This window comes from Ruminococcus sp. NK3A76 (genome assembly GCF_000686125.1).
Taxonomy (GTDB): domain Bacteria; phylum Bacillota; class Clostridia; order Oscillospirales; family Ruminococcaceae; genus NK3A76.
In genome coordinates this window covers 90,056-113,633 of sequence record NZ_JMMA01000002.1, presented here as the reverse complement: position 1 = coordinate 113,633, position 23,578 = coordinate 90,056, and the positions used below count along the sequence as shown (strand labels likewise).

Sequence of the window (23,578 nt, the reverse complement as noted above, 5' to 3'; positions counted from 1 at the left end):
ACTTTCTGTTTGGTGTGTCAATACCTTTTTAGTTTTTCCAACCCGTGCTGACTGCACGTTTTGTAACCATATTATGATAGATACCGCCCATATCCATAAGGCTCTTATGGTTGCCCGATTCGGCAATTTGTCCGTCTTTGATGACGCAGATGCAATCTGCATGAGCGATCGTATTGAGTCTGTGTGCAATAACTAACAGTGTTTTACCCTTGCAAAGCTCGGATATCGCCTGCTGGATATAGCTCTCATTGTCGGCATCAACGCTTGCTGTTGCCTCATCGAGGATAACGATAGGGGAATCTTTCAGAATACACCTTGCAATAGAAAGCCGCTGCGCCTGACCGCCGGAAAGGCTTGCACCGCCTTCACCGATCACCGTATCAAAGCCGTCAGGCAGCTCCATAATGAAATCATAGCAGCGTGCTTTTTTCGCTGCTTCAATGACGTCCTCACGGCTTGCATCCGGTCTGCCGAGGGCAATATTGTTGTAGACTGTATCCTGAAACAGATACACCCTCTGGAACACCATACTGATATTGTCCATGAGTGCGGCAAGCGGAATTTTGCGGATATCCGTACCCCTCAGAAGTATCTCGCCGCTTTTCACATCCCAGAACCGAGTCAGCAGACTTGCGATTGTCGATTTACCGCCGCCCGACGGCCCGACCAGTGCGGTCATCGTACCCTTGTCAGCTTTGAATGATACGTTTTTGAGTATGTCGTTTTTATCGTAGGCGAAGGTCACATTCCGATATTCGATCTCCGGTGCATTGCTGTCTGTCAGCGTTTGTGTGCCGTTATCATCAAGCTCTTTCTCTGCAAAGAGCGCTTCTATCCTGTCCATACAAGCACTCATGACAGTGAGTCTTGCCTCCTGATCGTAGAACAATTTTATCGGCACAAACAGGTCAAACAGGCACAGGAGCATTCCGATGAAGAAATTCAGTTCCATAAAGCCCTTTGTATAAAGAAAAGCCGAAAGTGCGAGCATCAGCACCGTGCCGATACCGTAGATAAGGAACACGCCCCGTTTGTACGGATGGTGTGAGAACTCAAAATCGAGGTTCACACGGCAGTTGGTATCAAAGCTGTCGGTCAGTTCCTTTGATTTTTCGCCAAGCAGATTGTAGGTCTTGATAATGCCGATGCCTTCGGTAAAGTCAAGCACCGCCTGCGTCTGCGTTTCGGCAGCTTGCTGTTTTTCGTCCGAGTGTACAAGGTCGCTTTTCATCATCTTCCTACCAAGCAGTACCATACAGCCCGTGACAGCAAGGGAAGCAACACCTAACCGCCAGTCAAAAATAAACATGAACACGATCATGATAGTCTGCGAGAACAGGTAGCTCATCATATCCGCAAGAACCATCATGCAGTTTTCTTCAATGAACACCATATCCGTTGAGAGCACCGAGCTGATCTTACCAATGTTGCCCTCAGTGAAGTAACCCATCGGCAGACGGCGCAGATGCTCGCCCAGCTTCATTCGCATATCGGCGAATATCAGGTAGCCCGCGCCGCTTTGTAGACGGTCTGCAAGATACTGGAATATTGCCTGCAATACCACACTTGCGACTAATGCTATCGCTCCGTAAAGAGCGGTTTTCTTCGTAAGTGTACCGTCAATGTAAGTTGTAACGATGAAATATGTGAGAATTATCGGTACTTTCATGAGCAGACCTTTCAGAAATGAAAAGCCCATAGCACCGTATATCCTGCCCTTGTATTTCCCCGAAACGCCGAGGATACGTCTTATCATTCCTATCATGCCCTTACCTCATTTCCGATAGTCCAGTTGGCTCTTGCTTCGCTGCTGTTCCATAATTTCTGGTATTCCGCACAACTTTGCAGGAGCTTTTCATGTGTGTCTGCGGCAATGATATTTCCATCCTTCATAACGCATATCTTATCTGCATTCACGATCGTCTGCAAGCGGTGCGCGATGACAAGGACTGTCTTGCCCTTGATGATCTCGGCAATAGCTGCGTTCATCTTCTCCTCGTTCTCGGGATCAATAAATGCCGTTGCTTCGTCAAGAACGATCACGGGAGCGTTTTTGAGTATCGCTCTCGCAAGGGATATGCGCTGACGCTCTCCGCCCGAAAGCATTTTTCCGCCGTCTCCCGCCATAGTGTCAATACCCTTCGGCAGACGTTTGAGGAACACTCCGCACTGTGCTTTTTCAGCCGCCGCCATTACTTCTTCACGGCTTGCATCGGGCTTGCCGATGAGGATATTCTCATACAGCGTGGTGTTGAACAGAAACTGCTCCTGCGATACATAGGAGATGTTGTCGTTCAGCGCTTCAATGCTCATATCGGTGATGTCCTGACCGCCGAGGGTGATATGTCCGCCGTTCAGATCATAGTAATGGACAAGCAGCTTTGCAAGAGTTGATTTGCCGCTGCCCGATTCGCCGACCAGCGCCGTAAGCGTCCCTTCTCCGAGTTCGAGTGAAACGCCGTGCAGGACTTCCTGTTCTTGATAAGCAAAACGGACATCATCGAATCTGACGATATGTGAATTACCGATAAATTGATTATCTTTACTTTTTAAAGGCTCATGATCCATAGCCTTTTCGATCTCATCTATCTTGTAGCCCAGCTGAGGTATCTTTCCTGCAAATGCAAGTGCTTTCAGAAGCGGCATTCCAACTGACAGCGACAGGCAGAACACAAGCACCAGATCCGCAAGCGTTGATATGCCGTTCAGTACAAAGAGCGTTCCCACCGGAAGCATCACGAGCGCCACACAGGGAATGATCGCATTGTAAAGTGCCATCCACGGCCAGCAGACCTTGTACCACGCAAGTGTGAAGTCGCGGTAGCTTTTGATGTCGCATTCATATCGCTGATAGGATTCGCCGTCCCTTCCGAAAACCTTGACGACTTCCATACCGTTGACGTATTCGATTATCGTTGCGTTCATTTTGGCAGAGGCGGCGTAATAAGCGTTCATTCGCTCCATACCCGCCTTGAACATCATGCCCATAGCGAACAGTCCCAAAGGAAGAGAACAGAGCGACAACAGGGCTAATTTCCAGTCTGCAAAGAACATACAGATGATCGCTATCAGCGCCATAGAAAGATTTGCGATGCCCTCGGGGATAGCGTGTGCAAGAAGCAGTTCGACTTGATCTATATCATCGGTGAACAGCTTTTTGATCCTGCCGTTGCCCATATCCTGAATTGTACCGAGGGGCTGACGCTCCAGCTTTTTCTGCAAGGAAATACGGATATTTTTCAGCGTGTTGTATGCGGAGATGTGAGAGAATTTAAGTCCCCATACATATAAGATAGCGTAGACTAACTCGCACGCAAAAATAATGGCTATATGCATTGCATAATAGCCTGCGGAAAGTGTTTCTCCGCTTATCAGTGGTTTTATGATACGATATACCATAAAAAACGGCACAGCGGAAGCGATCAGTCCTGCGAACATCGCTCCCAGAGCCGCATAGGTATATCTGATGTATCTGCCCATATAGGGCTTGATCTTGTTAAACAAAGTTTTCATCGCCTTTCTTTAGCATAATCACTTCCTGCCAGTTGAAGAAGCGGCAGACAATCCTGCAATGTTCTTCGATCTGCTCCCATGACATATCATGGATGATCGGCTCACAGACGCACGTCCAGAAGGATGAGATCAGAACATGAAATTCCTCTCTTGAGACTTCTGCTTTGGCAAGTCGTCGTTTTTTTGCTTCGGCGTAGAACTGCTCATAGGCATAGCTCATTTTCGTGACATATTCATGGTTGAAATTCTCGTATCGTGTCCCTGCTGCCTTATCTATCAGCAGAGTGAATGTATCACGATGCTGATACAGCAAGCTGAACAGCGGTAACATCGAATCATAGGTCATTTGCCATGAATCGTATATCTCCTTATCCGAAAGCCCAGAAAAGTCTAACCCTGAGCGTTTCTTTAAAAATAAATCAAGCTGTTCGGCTATATCGTCAACAACGGCACAGAATAAGTCCTCTTTGCCCTTATAACGCTTGTAAACTGCGCCCGTGGTGATACCGGCATTCTCGCAGATCGTTTTCAGTTCTGCCTTGATGAATCCCTTGTCAAGAAATTCCGCTTCCGCACTGGCAAGCAGTCGTGGGTCGATACTTTTATCGGGAACTGACATAGGTATCCTCCTCTCATTGAAATCTGTATTACCGATAATCCGTTTATCATATTAGCATATACTAACCGATTTGTCAAGTGCTGCGGTCGAACTTTTTGCAAAATAGGCAGAATGACTATAATTTATTTTGTGAAGTGTGAGGTTCAGTTGATTTACACAATATTATTAAAGCAAAAGGCTCTGCATCCCTGCAAAGCCTTTTCGCTGATTATTCATCTTCATCCGAACACTCCTCCAGTCCGTGCAGAAGCTGAATATAAACACACTCCACACGTTCATGCTCCTCGCCGTCCGTAGATATCATGAGTTCAAGGAAATATGCTTTTGCTTCTTCATAGTCGGTCCAGACCTTACGTTTGCCATTGCGTACGGTAGTGACCTTGTTTGTTCTCGGCATTGACAATTCAGGTGTTTTCAACATAGCTGTGTACCTCCAAATCAATATTGTAGATACAGTATATACCATAATTCTTCCGGAGTCCAGCTCTGCGGAGTGATTGTAACCATTTTTGTGAAGTGCGCAGCAATTTCAAAAGCCAGTCCAGTTCATAGCGCACATATTGTATTTCATCGCCGTCGGGAATTATCCTGACGGCGATTGTCATATTCTGCTCAATGCTTTAGCTGAGCCACCTTTGTTTGCAGAAACATCAGCGGCCGCCAGAGCTTATCGCCAAGCTCCTTGATCTCCTCAATATCTTCCTTGTAAACTTTGTTCGTGACATTTGCTCGGTGGGCAATTTGGTTGATATTGTTGGCGATATTATTCGCAAGTACAGTGAGCCGTTTTAGCTCGTTCTCGTCGATATGGACGATGTAACCCTCGAAGATCATGGCTCTCACAAATGTACTGAGACTGCTCATACCGCTGTTAGCAAACTTCTTCTTGATAGCCGCCATTTCGTCGGGGCTGACACGGACTTTCAGGTACAATGTACGCTTCTTTTCATCTTTCATTTTTCTTGTTCTCCTTTTTTATTTTTCTTAATTCGGGGTCGTAGGGGCAGCGCCCTCTGCCAAGCCTTGTGAAGTGTGTGTAGTCGCATTTTGCGCCCACACTTCACCGTGCTTGCTGGTAGAGTTTCGCCCCTGTGGGGCGAATGTCATTTCCGAGCCTTTCGGTTCGGTCTTTTTTTCGCGATTCCGAGAATTGGAGCTGTGCGACTTTCTCTTTATCGTCGCTCCCCATTATCAATATAGCGCACTTTCCCGATCACGTCAATAATAAATTTCAGATTTTTTATGATCGCTCAAAATCGATTCGTCAAAATAACCGGATAGCGTAAACGGCGAAATAGCGTACTTTCAGTTTTTTGAATCGCAAAATTCCCCGGACTCTTGTTAACAAAATATGAACAAAAGTTTGTGCGCAATGCGGCTTGTATTTCAAATGTAGAGCGCGCTATAATTGGATCATGGCAGGTGAGCTATGGTCACTCGGCTCTGCCTGCTGAGAACAAAAAATGAAAGGTTGTGATTTTTCTATGGGCATCTATACAGAAAAGAGAGATCAGCTCATCGAGAAGATCAAAGGTTTGGAAAAGCGTATCGCCGGCGATACGGCGAAAAAGAAAACGCTGGAGGATAAGCTGAAAGAAGTTTTCCGTCTGGCTATGGCGGAGGAATACAACTGCAAGCCTCGTGAGCTTGATGAGATCATCACCTCGGAGCATCAGCTTCTGGAGAAACTGAGAGCCAGCGGTCTGTCCGATGACGAGCTGCTGAAACTGGTCGGTAGTGAAAATGCTGAGAATGAGAAAAGCAATACCACCGATCTCGTCGCTGACTTCGGACAGCAAATGAGCTTTTCGGATAAAACGAATCCCTATGAGGATTAAAACTATCCGATAAAAATAGCTATGCAATGGGACGGCACTTGCCGTTCCGCACAGCTATCATAAGACAACAATCATGAGGGTAAGAGAGATAAAGCGATGCCCTCACTCTAAATGCATAGAGATAGACAAGCTAAAGGAGAAAGATCGCTATGAATAAAAATGATACTGCCGTAGACAGAGAGAAGGCCGGAAAGATGTTTGAGCTGAACGAGAAGTACAAGGACTTCCCCGAGAGGATTTCCGAATATGAGATCAACGGGAAAAAGTACATCGTTCACAGCCGTTTCGTCGGAGAGAAAAATATCGACGAAGTGATTGGCAGGCTCGCTTTTGAAAGAGCCGTAAAAGAAACACTGGCGTAATTTTGTCGGCAAGGCATTGACTATACCGAAATTTTGCGCTATACTGAAGATGTCGGTATGGTACTGCTTTGATTTGAAAGGAGTTATAATGGCAAAGCAGACCATTTACAATGCAGGAATTTACGTCCGCCTCTCGCAGGAGGATATGAGAGCCGGCGAATCCCTGTCAATAGAAAACCAGAAACTTATCCTCACCAAGTATGTCAAGGAGCAAGGTTGGAATCTTGTGGATACCTACGTCGATGACGGTTGGAGCGGTACTGATTTCGACAGACCTGCGGTGCAGAGATTGCTGTCCGATGCTCAGTCAGGAAAGATCAACCTTATCATCTGCAAAGACCTCAGCCGTTTCGGAAGAAACTATATCGAAGTCGGCAGATATGTGGATTACATTTTTCCGAGTTACAATATCCGCTTCATCGCTCTCAACGATAATGTGGATACCGCAAGCAAGGATACCTCAGCACTTGACATGATGCCGATCGTCAACTTGTTCAACGAATGGCACGCCGCTTCTACTTCCAAGAAGATCAAGGCGGTCATCGAAGCAAACGCAAAGGCTGGCAAGTATCGCTCGACCTGCGCCCCGTTCGGTTACACGAAAGGCGATGATCCGAATCATCTGCCTGTGATCGATCCCGATGCCGCGCCTATTGTCCGCAACATATTTGAGATGAGAGCAAGCGGTATTAGTCCGCACCACATTGCTGATAAGCTCAATGCGGACGGCGTACCGATTCCCTCGGATTACTACTATGCAAAGCTCGGCAAGCCTAATCCTCGCCGCACAAGGCATATGTGGAGTCCCGAAACGGTAAGGCAAATACTTCACAATTACACCTACCTCGGACACCTTGTTCAGCTCCGCACAAGAACTGTATCCTACAAAAATCACAAGGTCATTAAGAACGATGAGGACGATATGATCGTTGTGAAGAATACGCACGAGCCTATTGTTTCTCAGGAGCTTTGGGACAGGGTGCGTGAGATGGAGCAGTCGGTGTCGCAGGGCAAGCGCAACAGCAGCGGATATGTTGCAAATCTCAGCGGTTTGATCTACTGTCAGGACTGCGGAAACAAAGTCCGTCTTGCGTGGAACAACACCACGAATGGGAGTAAGAAAAAGCCGAGAAAGTATCTTCGCCACAATTACAACTGCACCTCTTACATGAAGTTCGGCAAGCGTTACTGTCCGAGCCATTACATCAAAATGCAGGATATGGACGCTATTGTGCTTGAAGATATTCGCAGCCTTGCACAGCTTGTGGTAGAAGACGAAGAAAAGGCAAAAGCGGAATTCCTCGCACGCAAGGCGAAGCACCACGAGGAGCAGTATTCCGTTGACACCAAGAAGCTGTCAGATGGCAAATTTCGTTTGCAGGAGCTTGATACACTGATCCAGAACATCTATGAGGACAAAGTCCTTGGCAAGGTGTCAGAGGACGTTGCGATGAAGCTGATAGCGAAATATGAATCTGAGCAGAAAGAGCTGTCGGCAGAAGTTGCTGAGCTTGAAGAAAAGTTCTCCACGATCAGGCAGGACGAGGAAGATGTGGCTATGTTCATGGAGCGCCTGAAAAAGTACACCGATGTGCAGGAGCTTACCCGTGAGATGTGCCTTGAACTGATCGAGTATATCACCCTTGATGCCTATGTCGAGGGGCAACCCCGTGAGATCTACATCTACTACAAGCTGCTCGATGAACCACTGAAAGACAAAAGAAGCCTGTTATAAGGCGTATTTACGTTATTTATCAACCATACGAAAGTGTGTTACCATTTGGCAAGAGGACAACAACGAGCATATATTTGCACGCTTTTCAAGACGCAAACGCCTGGGCAAGCGAAGCCATAGCAAACGTCCTTGACTTTTCCAAAAAAGAAACTCCTCCGCCCGACCCGGACGGAAGAGAGAAGAAGATACGTTTGATAAAGACAAGCTGCGGGCAAAAGGCGTCCTCGGGGCAATAATGGACAGGCGTTAGTTTAGGGCATAGAAAAAAGCCCGTAAACTGCGTGTTTACGGACTTTTCTGCTGGTCGGAGTGACGGGACTTGAATTGAAAGATTTGATGATCGCAATTTAGCACACCTTTCGCAAAAGCCCTATTTTACGCACTTTGCGTTGATGTATCTTTTGCAGCTTGATGTAAAAAATCATAAGTTTTCGTAAGAATAATGGACAAATAATGGACAGACCTCTGGCATCTCTGAATACTTTTAAAGGAGAATAACCATGAATATCATTGAAGAAATGTATAATGGAGATCTGTTCCCCGTCGGGACATACTGCAATTCCAACAAGGAATATAAGAAAGCAATGGACTCCCTTGTGGCTGCTGAGACGGAGCTGCTGAACACCTATCCGCAGATCAGGGAGTTGTTTGACAAGTACCAGAGCGCTCAGATCGAGCTTATTAGCATTAACAACAGGCAGGAGTTTGTGAATGGTTTTAGGATAGGGGGACAGATGGTGATGGAGATGTTGAGACCGATTGAATGAATTAATTGCGATAGCCGATCCGGTGACGGGTCGGCTATTATCATATGTAATATCTTAAAGCTCTATATATCCTATATTTTGTTTTCAAGATCTCTTATTGTTTTTCCATCTTTTGTCTTCCAGGATGTTTTACCATTTAATGATTTGCCGATTACAAATTGAGCAGCACCAGATGCTGATTCAAACAAAACATCTTCTTGTAGTATATTATTTTCAACTTTACATTCTAATCGTTTCTTTTTATTATCATTGGTTAATAGTGAATATATCAAGTCATTGATAGGAGCTATTGTGCTTCCTTTTAACACTCGGATTCCTTCCGGAGTAATTGCAGCAAATGCATGAACTATAAAGTCTATATCTTTTCTCTTATGCACTAATGATAGTTCGATTGGATTATTGTAATCTTTTGAAAACGGTAGAATTGTAGTATATGTAATTCTCACATCCTGTATTTCTGTTATCTCTGATGATATAAAATCTACATGTGATTCATCAAACAGAAGAACATTGTTTTTTCCTTTACACAAAGCACTATTATAAACAATGCCATCATAACCTTGTTCCTTAATAACATGTGCCATTGTCTGAGTGATATGATAGAACACTTCAGTATTATCTGTGTTAGGCTCACTAATTTTATCAATTAGTGACCACAGTGGTGTATATTTGACATCAGAATAAATCTTATCTGTAAAACATGCAAGAACAAGTTCTTTATTCAATTGAAATTCAGCAACACTATATCTTTGACCGATTGAAGGCCGCATTTCGTGTATAGCTGTGTCTTTATCGAACGCGACGTATAAAAACGCATCTGAAACTGTATTGAGTCTTCCGGCTTTTCTGAACATTTGAGGTGGAACTCGACTATCTTTTTCTTGAAATCCATATGCTTTAGGAATGCTATTCTCACTAATTAATGCATCAATTCTTTCTTGCTCATCTGCACTATATGCTTTCATATTCTGTGCTTTTAACAAAAATAAATGCTCAAGGGAAAACTTCAATGGTCCTGTGTTCTCTTCTTGAGTTAATAAGCTAATCTCTTCATCGGATAGAATCACCCTATAAAAAGATTCAATTACATCAGATATATTGACGCCTAACTTTGATTCATCAGTACTTTTAATACATCTTGCACGAAACAATGAAGTACCTTGTTTTATTGTATATGTAGGAAGTTCGGTTTTAAACAATGCACTAAAGTATTCCGAATATTCTCTTTGTACAATACTCAAGATTTCACTTTCTCTGTTTCGTAGTTCATCCCATTTTTGTTGTTCATTATCAAAGAAGGCCTTTAATAGTATTTGATCAACGAAATTATTATTGTTCTTATCTTTTGACATCTTATCACCTTTGTTGGATCGCTATATGTTAAATACTCTTATTATGACTTCAAAAATCTAGATTTTTAAGGCTCTTTTTTTATACATTGTCAATTTTGGAATGCTTCTTCTTTTAGATTAATTAATAGTTCTTATTAGTCGCAAATATAGTTGGTATATAAGCATTCTGGATAAGTGTATTCATTATCCAATTACAGAAAACCATTCAATCAATAAACACGACCCATCTTCCGTTTCGCTTTCCGTTTTCTCTGGAGATCAATCCTTTCTCCTGCATTTCGACGGTTCTTGTCTTTACCCAGCGCTCAGATTTGCCTGTCAGCTCAGCGATTTTCTTTTGGGTGACGTTCGGATCATCTTTCATAATGCTTATGATAGCCATTTCTTCCAAAGTGCAATTTTTGCACTTTGGAAGCTTGGGATCTGCACTTTGAACTTTTTCATAGTCAACGTGAAGCCGGCGGTTCTTTAATTCATTCGTTCCGTTCATTATGAGATTTTCAAATAATCTGTCAAGATATTCTGTGGTGGAATGAATATTATTCTTCAGATCGTTATAATTGGCACGCACAAGAGCGTTCCTGAAATACCAGGAATTTGCGGCAAATACCTCGTTGCTGATATTATATCCAAACGTTTTCAGATACTTTATGACAAATACCGCAGTAGTCCTCGTATTGCCCTCACAGAATGGGTGTATCTGCCATATCCCGGAGGTAAATTTTGCGATATGTTTCACAGCTTGTTCGGCGGAAATGCCTTGATAAGTAAACTGCTTCTCCTGCTCAAAATCATAGTCAAGTGTTTCCTTTATGCTATCAAATGAGGCATAAAAGACCGTATTGCCGTTCAGCACCCATTCCTTTTTTGTGATGTTATATGTGCGGAACTGACCCGCTTTCTTTATTATACCCTCGAAAAGTCTGCGGTGGATCGAGCAAAGCCCGGCAGGAGAGAACTGAAATGTCTTCTCGGAAAGCAGCTCAGCAATTCTTACAGAAACCTTATCCGCTTCCTCGCTTGGACTCTCGATCTCTGCACGCTTGTCACGCTGCTCATAATAGGACTGTATTCTGTTCTTGGCAGCTTCAATAGTTATCTTTCCCTCAATGTGCTCTTTCGCAGTATCGAGAAGATAATCCGAGGTCTTTAAGCCGTCAACGTCCTGCAAGCCGATGGCTGTCTGCCAGGCACAGCTTTTTTCAGCACGCTCAGGCTCGCCCTGTTTGATATATTCTTCAAGGTCATATTGCCAGTTGTATTCGTTTGACATTTTGTCACCTCTTGGTATTTCTTTATGCTTATTTGAATAATATAGCATCTAAAGAGCAACTTTTGACAAGGATTGCTACTATATAATCAAAATCCCCAAAAGTCGTCTACTTTTTTCTTTAATTCATGCAATTCCTTTTTTAACCCATCAAGTTGCATAGTTAATGGTGTCTCATATCTCTCAATATACAATTGTTTTAAAAGTAAATCCAATGTATATGGATGAGTATATCTTCTATTTCGCAGCGTATTGATTAATTCTTTAGAAGTGTTCTCATCAATTATATTAAAACCACCAACTCCTCTATGCTTTTTTATCACTTCTATATTATGTTCATCGATATGTTCAATAGTGTTTCTGAATACCTTATTACTCAAAATAGGATAGGTATTCTTATCAAATCCATAATTATTTCGATTTGCAGCCCGTCTTACGAAGTAGTCGTTTGTGCTGGTTGGATTAGAGCTCTCTCTGAAACGTTCAGCTATTTGTCCGAGAGAATAAAGCAGATGATCAGTATAATAATGATAATACTGTTCCTTACTTTCAAACATGTCACTATCAGAGTATTTGCAATTATAGATATAATCAAGTGAAATCAAAGCACTTACTAAATGAAAATGCAAGTAATAATTTGTTTCTTGTTCATTCGCCTCATCAGCATTTTTTATGTATTTATGAGGAATCGGCATAGTCATCCCTTATTTCTTTTATAAGATATTCAAGCCTATTATCGTTAATCTCACATTCCCAAACAACAATGACTTTCCAGCCTTTCTCTTTCATTTGGTCATGATATTTTTTGTCACGGTTCTTGTTATTAATGAGCTTGTTAGTCCAATACTCCGTGTTCGATTTAGGCCATACAAAGCTTTCACAATCGTGCATATGCCAAAAACAGCCATTTATATAGACTGCTGTTTTATATTTTGGCAGTATAATATCTGGTTTACCCGGATACCGTTTATCATTTTTTCTAAAACGGAAGCCATTGCGATGAAGAAAACTTCTAACTATAATCTCAGGTTTGGTATCCTTGCTCCGAATATGAGACATATTCATACTGCGAACTTCTTTACTATGATTATCAGCCATTTTTCTTTTTATCCAAGTATAATGCAAGATGTTCAGCGATAGCTTCAGCAAGTATTGGCGGTACAGCATTTCCAACCTGCTGATACTGTGAATCCTTTGTTCCGCAGAAAACAAAAGAATCAGGGAATGTTTGAAGTCTGGCTGCTTCTCTTACGCTAACTGCTCGGTTTATTGTGGGGTGAATCCACATAGACTTACGGACGTTAAGAACTGTGCCTGACGGCTTTTCATAGTTCAAGCGCTGATAGATCGTGTTCTGCGTACGGCTAACGTCTGTATATGTGTTTTCTTTTAATGTTGCATCAAGGGAATGAAAATTCTCCCCTTGACTAAGAGCTTCAAATCGAGCTTTTGCCACATCTCTTGTTTTAGTAATGATATGATTATACAGCCTTTTACTATCTCTAAGAAGAGGAGTGAGCGCGGTATGCTCAAAATCGTCTGTTAGATCGGTACCTATGTCTTTAGAGGCTTCAAACACTGTCTGTACGTTTTCAATATCCTTTATGGCATCTTTCACTGTCCTATAATTATCTTCTGTAAATGTTCCTATGGGCATTTCGATTGTTTCTGCTATCGTATTCTTTATTCCGATAAATACAAAACGGTTTCTTCTCTGCGGTGCACCAAATTCTAATGCATTCAAGACTCCCATGTTAAAAGTGTAGTTTCCAAGCATCTTAGTGATATATTCAAGAACAGAATATGACTGAATAACAGCTGTAATACCGCTCTGGCAAATAATCTCATCTATTTGCAGTTCATTATCATAGATTTCTTTTATTCGTGAGAGACATCTTTGAATCATAATTGTTTTCTCAATGCGTTTTACTACCTGATCTGCATCTATTTTTTCATCAAAGAAATCAAAAATGGCATCTGCTGCTGCGTCGAAACATTCATATACTCCATTATTATCAGCCTGTTTTATTTTTTTCGCAAGTTTGAGATACTTTTTCTGATAGCGGAATAAAGCTTCTTTGCATTTTTTCAGATTATTTCGCTGACGATATGCAATGTTAAGCAGCTTGTAATCTTCCTCAGGCCAAAGTCTCGCTTCGACTTCATGCAGACTGTGAATATCCTCGGCTATTTCTTCTGAGAAGTATTCTTCTTCCAAGAGCAGAATCTCTGATGGAGTAGTTTCAATGTTATATTCATCAATCAGCTCTGTCTCGTCGGTACGCAGGTAAAATCTATGAACGTCAGATTTTAGCATTTCAACATTTTCCATGACAAATGCTTTAGGCTTTAGTTCCTTTACAGCTCTAACATATTGCTTTACAAGCATATTGTTTTGACTTATAACATGATTCTTTTGCCTGTTAGCCATTGAAAATCCCTGGCAGGGTGGGCCTCCTATAACCACATCTATCTTTCCAAGCTTCTTCCTGAGTTTTGCGAAGTCAGCTGAACATACATCTGAGAACACTTCCGTTCCAGGATGATTCTTTTTATAAGTTTTCTGTGCATTTTGATTTATTTCAAATGCGGCAGCAATTTCATATTTGCCTGTTTTCTTAAAGCCCAGACTCAGGCCTCCGGCACCGGCAAACAAATCAATTACCTTATGCATTTCACTAATTCTCCTATTCTGACGGCATATTATATAGAATCATTCTGGAAACGCTCTTTAAGCATTATCCAGCAGTCTTCTTTCTTACACCATTGAGTTACATTAACGCCCTTTGCGTTATTGGTATTTGGATTCATAAAATGATTCCAAACTTTATAGCAGATATCTTCTATAAGCTGTGATACTTCAGGAGATATGTTCTGGTGCTGCCATATATAGCCGAGATCAACCTTGTCGCTATAATACTCCGAAAGCAGAGCAATCGTGTAGTAATTGATCTGGGCTTTATATCCGCCGAAATTCTGAGCATCTACTATTCTATCACACTGCTGAAAAAGAATAACCTGAGCGATAAGATTGCAGTAAAACTTTTCATCTGGCTCTCCGATTTCGCCGGCTTGTATCATTTCTGAATACCTAATGAAGTTTGTTTCAAGTCCCTTGCTGACAATATCAGGGTGTCTCAGCCAACACATCACACACTTAGCTGCCACTGTCTTTGAGATGCATTTATTTTTAGGATTTTGCTCTTTATATTTTCTCTTTGATGCAGCAGTAAGCTGTCTGTTAACTTCCACACTGTACTGTCCTCTTGCGCGTTCATAAAACCATCGCTGAGAAGGCTTTCCTTTTTCAACAGGAATGAACACACGTCTTGACAGCTGCTCAAGCTTAATATGGAAATCATCATTTGCACTGAAATCAGACATGGTGATTTTATTCTGACTGTTAGCATATCTTGATATGTTGCTTATTACGGTATCCATTTGCTCGTCAGCTTTAATTACTGTAAGCTTCATCTGAACATTAACATTGGATAGATCCACTTTGTTTTGAAAGGCAGCATATATTGATGCTGTTGTTTGACCGCCGTTAACAATTTGCCAGCCGACAAGCTCTTTTATGAGAATAAAATCATCGGTGCTTTCGTTTTCATCTATGACAACTTGCTCGGCAATCGTAGAAATACCGTTGTTATACGCCATGAACATTGCCGGATTGCTCCTCAATGTATCTCTGATGCCCTTGTTGACCTTTCCTGTCGCTTGCAGGAACGATCTGACATTCTTCTCAATAAGCCGCTGGCCTTCATCACGGTATATTTCCGCTAAGCATTCTCCTGATATGTAGCCAACATAACAGTCATAAACATCGCTCTCCTGCGGTATCTTGATGAGTTTCAGTCTATACTTGTATTTGTTTTTAAAACGTATTACAAGTTTTTCTGCTTCTTTCCTCTGGTAGACAGCCTGAACAAGACGTTCAATATCCCACACATCATATTTTACGGTGGTTTTATTTATCATGGCATCTTCCGGCAAATCGCTGTTAATAAGCTTATTAGTAAGGAGAACAACATAAAGATTTTCTATTTTATCTTTATTCTCCTTTATGAACTCATAAAGCATATATTCGTTTGATGATTCTTCCATTTCATCAAGAACACTCGTGCTTGAACAGCATAATTTATAGAATTTAGACGCTTGTCTGCATATCTTGGCTGTTTCCGATTTGTTTAGCTTTTCAATTTTGCCGTTCTTTTCATAGCAGCTGACTATGAGAGTGAGGCTTTGAAAATATTCGCTGAAAGCATACGCATTAACTTTAAACTTTTCTGATTCTTTCATGCAGTAGCTTACTTCTGCATCGGCGGTTTTTGATTCTCCAAAATCAGCGAGATAAGATAGAAAAACGCTGGTGAAGGCGCTTTCTGTATTTTCAGAATGCTCCGAGGCATATTCTTTGACTTCTTCTATTAGCTCCTGGTTAAAATCATCTAATTCACGATTCTCCAATTAGTATGCCTCCCTTCAAAGCATTAATTATATCACTCCACTCAGTCATAAAATCTGAGCAGGCGTTTAGATCAAGTGAGTATGTTACCTCTGATATACCGTTATCGAGGTTATCCGGTACAATACTTGGAAAAGTTTCCTCAACTTTGTATGTTTGGTGCGATCTCAGATGAAATCCCAGCGTGTATCGTTCTTCACATGAAGATATATAGCCATATTTAAACAATTTATCCTCAAAGAGAGATCTGTATGGTTCTGAAAGGCTGCCATGGATAGATTTAATAATCTCCGGCAAAGTAGTGCCATCGCTGCGGCTCTTTCTTACCATATTGACATACAGAAACAATGTGTTCTCCACATCTTTAGGATTAAGCTGATGCTCACTGCTGATTCTTATCTTTTCATTTGATTTTGCAGATGTTGTCTTTACTTCAATCGCAGATCCATTCACATAAAAATCGTGAGTTTCCTTATCAGCTCCGCTCCAATATGATACAGCTTCATCACCAAAATTGAATATTAGCTTTTTTAGGACAAGCAATTCCCCGTAAAGGCCTTCCTGCAATTGCTCTGACATAATAACATCGGAATTGAGCGCAAAGAACTTTTTCCACTTGCTTAACGTGTCTGACAAGCAGCTTATCATTTTCTTTTGAGTGCTTATTTTTTCAAGCTGATCGGTGATGTCGTTGGCTATTATTTCAAAAATGCCGCTGTCGTAGTCCTTTGACTGAGAAATGATTATGTACTCGTTCTCACTGTTCGGATTTTGATATTCGGTGATATGATCATATGCAAATTCTATTCCATGCCACTTGGGAAAACGGTTCAGCGGCTCCTTAGTACAGTCTTTGGGCAGCATTACTGCAATAATTCTCTGGTGATCCTTTGCAGCAACAATATAGACTATTCGTATTTTATTTTTCAGGAGAATACTTCTATTCAATACAGCTAAACTGGAATTCTCTGCTTTTTTAAAGTCAGCAATGATCTCCTGATATATTTTTATAGCATTACTCAAAATTCATCACCATTTTCAATTGCGATAGGATTCAATCGGTATGTCCTGCCATTTCCTTTTCCTTCATTATCCGGAAATACAGCAATAAATCCGAAAGGTGTCTTGTTTGTCTGTCCGTCTATTTTTAATCCGGCTATTTCTTCTGTATCAAGAGGACAAAGAATAAGCAAACCACGGTCTCTCGTTCTCAGTTGTTTTCTTATCTTATCGTCACTGTCTCCCTTTGCTTTCATCTGTTTCATTTCTTCAAACTGCTCTTTTGAGAAGTCAAGGTACTCTTCATCCTTAGACTTTAGCGATTTTATGGAGCATATAGAAGCATCAGCCTCATATTGACCTTCGCTTCTTTTCAAACCTTGTCCTATACTGTAGCCGCCAATGGTTAAAGGGGGATTTTTGCGTCCAGTATTTTTCAGGCAAACTGTCCATTTCGTAAGTCCGCCTAACAAAATTTGGTCACGGATATAGTCGGCTAAAAACAGTGACTTGACTTTGCTTGCGTTTGAAGATGTTCTGTATTCGGACAAGAAATCAGCCACAAGACTTCCATCAACATCATCCCAAAAAATATGGTCGGTGCCGGATTTTCTATCAAGTTTATCCCAGTGATCTGAACTAATATCTCCAAGATTGGAAATAAATCTTTCCACCGCTTCAAAGTTCAGATTATATGTGTCCGCATTTCTGTCCATTGATCTTGTTTGACTTACTGTATTGCTGAATGTAAGGGTGCACTCTTGTCCTGTTTTAAGTTTATTTCTTGCTGAGATCAGCATATCAGGGTAAGATGCAATTCTTAAACCGAAATCCATAGGTGTACGGTTATATTCGTTCATATAATGAATCTGGTTGCGCAGGTTTTCTGTTGCAAAAGAAACGACCATGAACCAGCGGAACAGTTCATCAGAAACAAAAAGCCGGCAAAGGTCAGTGTATTTAGGCCTGAAGCCAAACCATCTGCCCATCTGCATAAGGGTATCATACATCTGAGAAGAACGCATAAAGAAGCTTACTGTCAATCCCTCAAGCGTTAATCCTCGTGAAAGCTTGTCTCCGCCAATCGCAATAACATTCAGCTGACGGCCTTCATCTTTGAATTCCTTATAGCAGAGAACATCATCGCTTTTTCCGTTAATTTCAAACACTCTAATCTGGTGATTGCCGATAAGACGCTTAATCTCTTTTTCAACATCGCTCCAATCAGAGCAGTCTACGCCCTCCATGTAAGCAGAAAAGTCCTGTTGCATTTTCTTTGTTGTAGGAACAAAGTCTTCGTCCCACAATTCATGCAGGGTATCAATTATTTCTGTGTCACCGCCGTTAATATATGACTGTACTTCGCTGAAATAATCGTCAACCATTGATTTCAGTGAATTCTGAACGTCATTCAGCCTGTTTACATGAATCAGCATAGAGTTAGGCTCCAATACCTGACCTCTAACATTTCTCGCAGCTGTTATTATTATAAAGCAAAGAATTGCTTTCTTCAATTCGTCAGGAAGCGGTGAGATAATCTGCTTGGTCTTAGAATCAATGAAATTATCGAGTTCGGTGGTAATTCTTCTGCGGAGAGGCATTGTTTCACTGTTCTCATCTTCTCCAAAGAATTCCATAGCTCCAACATAACCTGCCGGCTTTGGAAGGCATACTATAAAATCTTTAGGAAATAAATCATCTTCCAGTTCATCATCGCTGATCTGTGGGGGAATAAAGACATTAGCATACGGTGTGGCAGTATAGCCAACATAGGAACGGCATGAGAACAAGGATAATATCCGTCGTATCAGCTCGTTGATCTTGGATACTTCTGAATCATCACTGATTTCTCCGCTACGGTCAGTCTTATATTTTGTATTAACTGATGCCTGATCCGCCTCATCATCTATTACAAGCAGTGAATATTCGCAAGGAAACAGACTTGTGCCGTCAGGATTTTGAACAGCAGCGTGATTTTTTGATAAATTATCATAGACATACTGCAATACCTTGCTCTGCTTCTTTACAATGAATATTTTAGGCTGATCATATTGTCTGCTGACACCGGCTCTGCCTTTAGTAAAATCACCTTTTTCGTCTCTTGATGTAAGTGCTTCAATTGACTTATCCATTTTGAAGTTTAAGGTTCCAACACCTATTATTGAAGGAACCAGTCCAGCTTTCTGACGCAAATATTCAATGCTGGTTTCAAATCCAAGGACTTCCTCATCGATACGCATCTGTGTCTGACTTCTCAGATTATTATGCATTCCAGCGAGAACGATTATAATTTTATATCCTGCGTCAACAGCTTTGTTTATAAGTCCGATATAGTTAGCCGTTTTACCTGACTGAACATATCCGAATACAGCACCGTATGATTTTTCAGGAACGCCGGAGTTTGGATTTGAGATACAGTTCATGACAAAGTCAGTAGGTTCGTTAATACTTTTTTCGATGGTTTTTTGGCTCCACTTCTTTGTGCCGGATAAATATGCCTTATACCGGTTCCAGTAAGTTCCTTTAAAACCGGAAGTTTGCCTTAAATTATTCCACCATTCTTTATCCTTGCCTTTACGATCATCGGCGCTAAGCATTGACGCTATGTCATTGCTCGAAAAACTAACCTCTCTGTAAAGGTATTCTCTTAAATCGTCGGCATCAGAAACAAGAGACCCCATTGTCTTAACAGCATTATTAATGGCATCGATTGTTTCAAGACCTTTTTCTTTATCGCCAAGGCATAAAGTAAAAGCTGCTTCGTAAAATCTAAGTTCATCTTGTTTCATTGCAGGCCTCCGTATATATATTATCAAAATCATCCATCAAGACGATATAGTCTGGCAGCTGCTGTAAAAGACTTCGTATTTCTTCTTTTGAGCTGCCGTTGTTTATTAAGGTTGAAATTAGCCGCTTAGCTTGATATGCAAGTTCATTATATTCGTTTTCAGGCAGACTGCCCTTGCTTACTGACATATCATTAACACCTGAAAGCTCCATGGGAGAACATTTTTCTACGAGATTCAGATAAGCATTCAATAACTCTTTTTGCTCAGGAGCAAGTGTTGTTTTAAGTTTATTCAGCAAAGTGTGCTTCTTATTAAGGACAAAAGAATATGATCCTCTTGAATCCTTCCGCTGTTCCCATACATAACTAAGCTGAGGAGCATTTGCATTTCCTTTGCGGTCGGAATATGTACCTCGTGAATTATATACCTTTACCGACTGCTTTGTTGCCTTCTCAGCAGCAAGCCGAATAATATCATCTGTATAAGCAGGTGGAACGGCTTTTGATTTTTTAATGTCTATCTGCCAGTCAAAGTCGCTGTCTGAATATATGTCCAACTGAATTCTTGCCAGGTTGAATGACATTTCTTTCTTGAATAAGCCGAACCAGGTTCCATATATGATTAGACGTTCATTTCGATAAACATAGAATCCCTGATGGTGAAGCCAGCCTTTATATCCTCCGGCAGCCTTAACTTCATCATCATTTGCAAACTTAGTTTTATGCGGAAGAATATAAGGACGTATAACAACCTTATGCCCATTTTCGTTTACTTCTTCAGGCTCTAATTCCTGACGAGCATTATTGTCGGGTATAAAGGGGTTCCATGGAGTTAATGGCGTTCCGTTTACAATAATAGATATTTTTTCAGATTCCATAAACCTATGGAACACAAGAGAAAGATGATTTTTTACATTTTCTATCATCTTATAGAATTTCTTCTTTTCATTAGCAGAATCTGATGATATAACCTTATCAATGTTGGAAATGCATACAACTGTTCCATTGTCATACTCTGAAAGCCTATCTGACAATTGCCGAATAAACGTCGAAGAACTGTCTTCAACAAGTATCTGCCATTTATCCTCTTTTCTGACATAGTCTAAATCCCAGCTGGCATTATTAATGATGCCGCCGGTCTTTGCAAGAACAGTCAGTTTCTTTCCAAGAGAAAAGGATGCAGTTTTCATTCCCATACCAAATCGGCCAAGGTCATGAATGCTCCTAGAATCAAGCGGATCAGAGGAACCTATATTCATAGATTTCAATAATTCTTGCTCTGACATACCATCGCCGTTATCTGAAATGATAATGACTTGCTCTTGCCAGTCAAACTCTATGGCAATAGCTGAAGCGTTAGCAGACAGGCTGTTATCAACAATATCTGCTATTGCTGTTTCAGGAGTATATCCCACAGAGCGCAGCGAAGAAAGCAAGATATTTGCGCTCGGTATAGATTCAACTGGCTCAATCATAGAGAATACTCCTTTTTTAATCGATTTTTATTATATTATATCACATTCTAACAACTTTTTCAATATTATTATGAAATAATAGTGCTGTTTGTTATTATCTTCAGTTTAACTCTCCTCCTTACCCGCAAACATCTCTAACGCCGCTTTCATGTCTCTCTCACTCACCCCCATCCTCTCCATCAACAACTCAACTGCATCCATAGGACTATCAAGCTCCACCTCGCCCGCCTTCACCATATCAAGCAGGTCGATCATATTTGCCGACATCTCATTTGCATCGGTGATGACGGACGGCATCTGCTCATCGGCATTAAACTCGCTGTGCAAGTCACGCAGTATCTGATTGAAACGCTCGGTTATGCGATACCGCAGGAACTCGTCCTCATCGACCTTAGTCTCGTTTATATACTTCATCGCATCGTCATAGCCTTCGGGCTGGCCTGCTGCCGTATAATTCTCCACACCTCGCTGCACCACCGCAGTGAGGTTATTTATTGTGTTGATCGACTTTGCGGCAAGCTGACGGACATAAATATCAATAGCGTTTATCAAACTAACAAACTCGGTGTGCTCGATCAGCTTGCTCACAAGCTCGTTATCCTGATGCTTGACAAGCAGCACCTCAATAGCCTTGTCGGTCAGACCAAGCTGTTTAAGTTCAATATTCTTCGTTATACGGCTCTCGGTAAAGCCCAGCAGAAAATCCGTCGGCACGTCGAAAAACTTAGCAAGCTCAACGATACGGCTGTACCCGACATCACGTCCGTTGTCATTCTCCAGACCGTTGATGACCGCCTCTGATATGCCCGTTGCCTGTGCAAGCTGCTTTGTGGTCATGTGACGCTCCACACGCAGATCTTTGATCTTTTCGCCCATAGTAGTTTTCATAGTATCCCTCCTGTCGGTATGGTGTAACTCTTCTGTTTACATTATACCACACTTTACGGAAATATCGGTGACATTTTTCGGACAGTTGTGACATTGCGCTTAACTATACTAAAAATCGTACAGCTGATGCCAAAGCAGCATTTTATTGATATTGCAAAGCAGTCATTATCATCATTTCATATATGAAATTTTGTTGCTCCAAAAAGAAATTTTTTCGGATTATGGAACATACGGCACAGACATATTTTTCATGCTATTATTATTAACAGAGGGCAGCATTATCGTCATTAGCCCTCAATAGAAAAACAAAGGAGAGATGAAACATGGCAAACAAAATCATTAGAGATGAACTCAAAACGAGGGGTGTCCGACACTGGGAGCTTGCTCACGAGCTCGGTGTTTCCGAGCAGACACTTGTGCGTTGGCTGCGTTTTGAGCTTAGCGAGGACCGTCAGCTTGAGATGCTGATGAAAATTGAGGAGATCGCAAAACGTAAGGAGAGATCATTTGAAACTGAACGAAAAGAATGAGCTTATTTTGCAGGTGGCAGAGCTGCTGCGGCAGATGATACCGGTCGAAGATGTTGCACCTGCAAAGGTCGAGAACAAGCCTTTAATGCCAGAACTGTTGACAATCAAGGAGTGTGCAGCACTTATCCCCGGACTTTCGGAGCATACAGTCAGGCAGCTTGTGAAACGTGGCGAGGTCGCATATATGCGCAGCGGTGCAGGCGAGCGTGGGAAGATACTTGTGTATAAGTCGAGCCTGCTCAAATATCCGGGTGAAATAGGCTGACAAAGAATTGATAGCCCTATTGAGCAAGCAGAGATAATTCGTGTAAATGTGATTATTATAAAAGTATATTTCACATTATACTAGCAAGTATAGAAAGAGCCGTATTCCTTGACTCTTTCCTCCAAATCGGAGCGTCACCCTCTCCGATTTTGCTGTTAAGGGAACCCTATACCCTTAACACATGGCACCCCCATTTGAGGGTAATAAACAAACAGACAAAACAAAAAGGAGAAATGAAACATGGCAAGAAAATACAAACAAGTCCACCGCAAGGAGATAGATTTTTCGCTTGAAGATTGGGCAAAGGTCGAGCGCAGGGCTGCTGCTTGCGGAATGAAAACCGGCACATATCTAAGGCATATCGCTCTGACGGGCAGCGTCAAGACATTTGACCTGAAAGGCGTGGCTCCGCTGATAAACGGTATGCGTACCATTTCCAATAACATCAATCAGATAGCGAGAAAGGCAAATGAAACGAATAGCATTTATGCGGAGGATATGAGAAAGATAAAGGCGACACAAGATGAGCTTAGCCGTATCCTCGCTAAATTCATTTGCAATTGCGAATGGAATGATGTGTAGGGGAAATCATTAGATATAAAAGAACAAAAGAATTCAGACCCGGCATCTTTGTAATAAAAAGTTTTCAATTCGCTTTATTGCTTTACAACGTGAAACGATGTATAATGATAATTACAGAGATGTCAAG

22 protein-coding genes are annotated in these 23,578 nt (G+C 41.6%); 7 read left to right on the top strand and 15 right to left on the bottom strand.

Annotated features, from left to right (window positions below):
• Positions 1-28: 28 nt before the first annotated feature.
• From CD05_RS0100595 to mobC (CD05_RS0100575), 5 genes are all read right to left on the bottom strand, one after another.
• A complete protein-coding gene (locus CD05_RS0100595; RefSeq protein ID WP_028508858.1) occupies positions 29-1,765 on the bottom strand; it encodes an ABC transporter ATP-binding protein in 1,737 nt (578 codons plus the stop codon).
• Complete coding sequence (locus tag CD05_RS0100590) at positions 1,762-3,513, bottom strand: ABC transporter ATP-binding protein (protein WP_347494829.1); 1,752 nt, start codon at positions 3,511-3,513, stop codon at positions 1,762-1,764. Before CD05_RS0100590 ends, CD05_RS0100595 begins: the two co-directional genes overlap by 4 nt.
• Entirely contained in the window at positions 3,497-4,132 is a 636-nt protein-coding gene (locus CD05_RS0100585; RefSeq protein WP_028508856.1) for a TetR/AcrR family transcriptional regulator, read from the bottom strand. Before CD05_RS0100585 ends, CD05_RS0100590 begins: the two co-directional genes overlap by 17 nt.
• A gap of 208 nt (positions 4,133-4,340) precedes the next feature.
• Complete coding sequence (locus CD05_RS0100580; protein WP_028508855.1) at positions 4,341-4,553, bottom strand: hypothetical protein; 213 nt, start codon at positions 4,551-4,553, stop codon at positions 4,341-4,343.
• Between the two features lie 191 nt (positions 4,554-4,744).
• Positions 4,745-5,089, bottom strand: a complete 345-nt coding sequence (gene mobC, locus CD05_RS0100575; protein ID WP_028508854.1) for a plasmid mobilization relaxosome protein MobC — start codon at positions 5,087-5,089, stop codon at positions 4,745-4,747.
• 506 nt (positions 5,090-5,595) lie between these two features.
• Between mobC (CD05_RS0100575) and CD05_RS0100565 the strand changes: the two genes are divergently transcribed.
• From CD05_RS0100565 to CD05_RS0100550, 4 genes are all read left to right on the top strand, one after another.
• Positions 5,596-5,970: a hypothetical protein gene (locus CD05_RS0100565; RefSeq protein ID WP_028508853.1), complete on the top strand. Its 375-nt coding sequence runs from the start codon at positions 5,596-5,598 to the stop codon at positions 5,968-5,970.
• A 149-nt stretch (positions 5,971-6,119) separates the two neighbouring features.
• Positions 6,120-6,332 (top strand): hypothetical protein, encoded by a 213-nt coding sequence (locus CD05_RS0100560; RefSeq protein WP_028508852.1) that lies wholly within the window; start codon positions 6,120-6,122, stop codon positions 6,330-6,332.
• Between the two features lie 88 nt (positions 6,333-6,420).
• On the top strand, positions 6,421-8,067 hold the full coding sequence (locus tag CD05_RS0100555) for a recombinase family protein (RefSeq protein WP_028508851.1): 1,647 nt from the start codon (positions 6,421-6,423) through the stop codon (positions 8,065-8,067).
• Positions 8,068-8,567: 500 nt separating this feature from the next.
• Positions 8,568-8,834: a DUF6809 family protein gene (locus CD05_RS0100550; protein ID WP_037322707.1), complete on the top strand. Its 267-nt coding sequence runs from the start codon at positions 8,568-8,570 to the stop codon at positions 8,832-8,834.
• A 71-nt stretch (positions 8,835-8,905) separates the two neighbouring features.
• Here CD05_RS0100550 and CD05_RS0100545 read toward each other — a convergent pair whose 3' ends face one another.
• The 10 genes from CD05_RS0100545 to CD05_RS19300 all read right to left on the bottom strand — a co-directional run bounded on the left by CD05_RS0100545 (position 8,906) and on the right by CD05_RS19300 (position 22,074).
• Entirely contained in the window at positions 8,906-10,186 is a 1,281-nt protein-coding gene (locus CD05_RS0100545; protein WP_028508849.1) for a DUF4357 domain-containing protein, read from the bottom strand.
• Between the two features lie 205 nt (positions 10,187-10,391).
• On the bottom strand, positions 10,392-11,459 hold the full coding sequence (locus CD05_RS0100540) for a Fic family protein (protein ID WP_028508848.1): 1,068 nt from the start codon (positions 11,457-11,459) through the stop codon (positions 10,392-10,394).
• A gap of 86 nt (positions 11,460-11,545) precedes the next feature.
• On the bottom strand, positions 11,546-12,151 hold the full coding sequence (locus CD05_RS0100535) for a hypothetical protein (protein WP_198021555.1): 606 nt from the start codon (positions 12,149-12,151) through the stop codon (positions 11,546-11,548).
• A complete protein-coding gene (vsr, locus tag CD05_RS0100530) occupies positions 12,135-12,554 on the bottom strand; it encodes a DNA mismatch endonuclease Vsr (RefSeq protein WP_028508846.1) in 420 nt (139 codons plus the stop codon). The genes CD05_RS0100535 and vsr overlap by 17 nt, the downstream gene beginning before the upstream one ends.
• A complete protein-coding gene (locus CD05_RS0100525; protein ID WP_028508845.1) occupies positions 12,547-14,130 on the bottom strand; it encodes a DNA cytosine methyltransferase in 1,584 nt (527 codons plus the stop codon). Before CD05_RS0100525 ends, vsr begins: the two co-directional genes overlap by 8 nt.
• A 29-nt stretch (positions 14,131-14,159) precedes the next feature.
• Entirely contained in the window at positions 14,160-15,926 is a 1,767-nt protein-coding gene (locus CD05_RS0100520) for an AIPR family protein (protein ID WP_028508844.1), read from the bottom strand.
• Positions 15,913-16,947, bottom strand: coding sequence for a PD-(D/E)XK motif protein (locus CD05_RS0100515; protein ID WP_028508843.1), 1,035 nt, complete (start codon positions 16,945-16,947; stop codon positions 15,913-15,915). Before CD05_RS0100515 ends, CD05_RS0100520 begins: the two co-directional genes overlap by 14 nt.
• A complete protein-coding gene (locus CD05_RS0100510) occupies positions 16,944-19,712 on the bottom strand; it encodes a Z1 domain-containing protein (protein WP_037322705.1) in 2,769 nt (922 codons plus the stop codon). Before CD05_RS0100510 ends, CD05_RS0100515 begins: the two co-directional genes overlap by 4 nt.
• Complete coding sequence (locus CD05_RS16830; protein ID WP_051588737.1) at positions 19,699-21,186, bottom strand: ATP-binding protein; 1,488 nt, start codon at positions 21,184-21,186, stop codon at positions 19,699-19,701. The genes CD05_RS0100510 and CD05_RS16830 overlap by 14 nt, the downstream gene beginning before the upstream one ends.
• Before the next feature lie 105 nt (positions 21,187-21,291).
• On the bottom strand, positions 21,292-22,074 hold the full coding sequence (locus CD05_RS19300; RefSeq protein ID WP_051588736.1) for a helix-turn-helix transcriptional regulator: 783 nt from the start codon (positions 22,072-22,074) through the stop codon (positions 21,292-21,294).
• A gap of 323 nt (positions 22,075-22,397) precedes the next feature.
• Here CD05_RS19300 and CD05_RS0100495 point away from each other — a divergent pair, with 323 nt between their 5' ends.
• The 3 genes from CD05_RS0100495 to mobC (CD05_RS0100485) all read left to right on the top strand — a co-directional run bounded on the left by CD05_RS0100495 (position 22,398) and on the right by mobC (CD05_RS0100485) (position 23,451).
• Complete coding sequence (locus tag CD05_RS0100495; RefSeq protein WP_028508841.1) at positions 22,398-22,604, top strand: hypothetical protein; 207 nt, start codon at positions 22,398-22,400, stop codon at positions 22,602-22,604.
• Positions 22,582-22,869, top strand: a complete 288-nt coding sequence (locus CD05_RS16820; protein ID WP_037322704.1) for a helix-turn-helix domain-containing protein — start codon at positions 22,582-22,584, stop codon at positions 22,867-22,869. Before CD05_RS0100495 ends, CD05_RS16820 begins: the two co-directional genes overlap by 23 nt.
• Before the next feature lie 240 nt (positions 22,870-23,109).
• Positions 23,110-23,451, top strand: a complete 342-nt coding sequence (gene mobC / locus CD05_RS0100485; RefSeq protein WP_028508840.1) for a plasmid mobilization relaxosome protein MobC — start codon at positions 23,110-23,112, stop codon at positions 23,449-23,451.
• Positions 23,452-23,578: the final 127 nt, after the last annotated feature.

Bases quoted from the DNA above. Each gene is read 5' to 3' on its own strand.
- CD05_RS0100595 (WP_028508858.1), bottom strand. From the start codon at position 1,765: ATGATAGGAATGATAAGACGTATCCTCGGCGTTTCGGGGAAATACAAG.
- CD05_RS0100590 (WP_347494829.1), bottom strand. From the start codon at position 3,513: ATGAAAACTTTGTTTAACAAGATCAAGCCCTATATGGGCAGATACATC.
- CD05_RS0100585 (WP_028508856.1), bottom strand. From the start codon at position 4,132: ATGTCAGTTCCCGATAAAAGTATCGACCCACGACTGCTTGCCAGTGCG.
- CD05_RS0100580 (WP_028508855.1), bottom strand. From the start codon at position 4,553: ATGTTGAAAACACCTGAATTGTCAATGCCGAGAACAAACAAGGTCACT.
- mobC (WP_028508854.1), bottom strand. From the start codon at position 5,089: ATGAAAGATGAAAAGAAGCGTACATTGTACCTGAAAGTCCGTGTCAGC.
- CD05_RS0100565 (WP_028508853.1), top strand. From the start codon at position 5,596: ATGAAAGGTTGTGATTTTTCTATGGGCATCTATACAGAAAAGAGAGAT.
- CD05_RS0100560 (WP_028508852.1), top strand. From the start codon at position 6,120: ATGAATAAAAATGATACTGCCGTAGACAGAGAGAAGGCCGGAAAGATG.
- CD05_RS0100555 (WP_028508851.1), top strand. From the start codon at position 6,421: ATGGCAAAGCAGACCATTTACAATGCAGGAATTTACGTCCGCCTCTCG.
- CD05_RS0100550 (WP_037322707.1), top strand. From the start codon at position 8,568: ATGAATATCATTGAAGAAATGTATAATGGAGATCTGTTCCCCGTCGGG.
- CD05_RS0100545 (WP_028508849.1), bottom strand. From the start codon at position 10,186: ATGTCAAAAGATAAGAACAATAATAATTTCGTTGATCAAATACTATTA.
- CD05_RS0100540 (WP_028508848.1), bottom strand. From the start codon at position 11,459: ATGTCAAACGAATACAACTGGCAATATGACCTTGAAGAATATATCAAA.
- CD05_RS0100535 (WP_198021555.1), bottom strand. From the start codon at position 12,151: ATGCCGATTCCTCATAAATACATAAAAAATGCTGATGAGGCGAATGAA.
- vsr (WP_028508846.1), bottom strand. From the start codon at position 12,554: ATGGCTGATAATCATAGTAAAGAAGTTCGCAGTATGAATATGTCTCAT.
- CD05_RS0100525 (WP_028508845.1), bottom strand. From the start codon at position 14,130: ATGCATAAGGTAATTGATTTGTTTGCCGGTGCCGGAGGCCTGAGTCTG.
- CD05_RS0100510 (WP_037322705.1), bottom strand. From the start codon at position 19,712: ATGAAACAAGATGAACTTAGATTTTACGAAGCAGCTTTTACTTTATGC.
- CD05_RS16830 (WP_051588737.1), bottom strand. From the start codon at position 21,186: ATGATTGAGCCAGTTGAATCTATACCGAGCGCAAATATCTTGCTTTCT.
- CD05_RS19300 (WP_051588736.1), bottom strand. From the start codon at position 22,074: ATGAAAACTACTATGGGCGAAAAGATCAAAGATCTGCGTGTGGAGCGT.
- CD05_RS0100495 (WP_028508841.1), top strand. From the start codon at position 22,398: ATGGCAAACAAAATCATTAGAGATGAACTCAAAACGAGGGGTGTCCGA.
- mobC (WP_028508840.1), top strand. From the start codon at position 23,110: ATGGCAAGAAAATACAAACAAGTCCACCGCAAGGAGATAGATTTTTCG.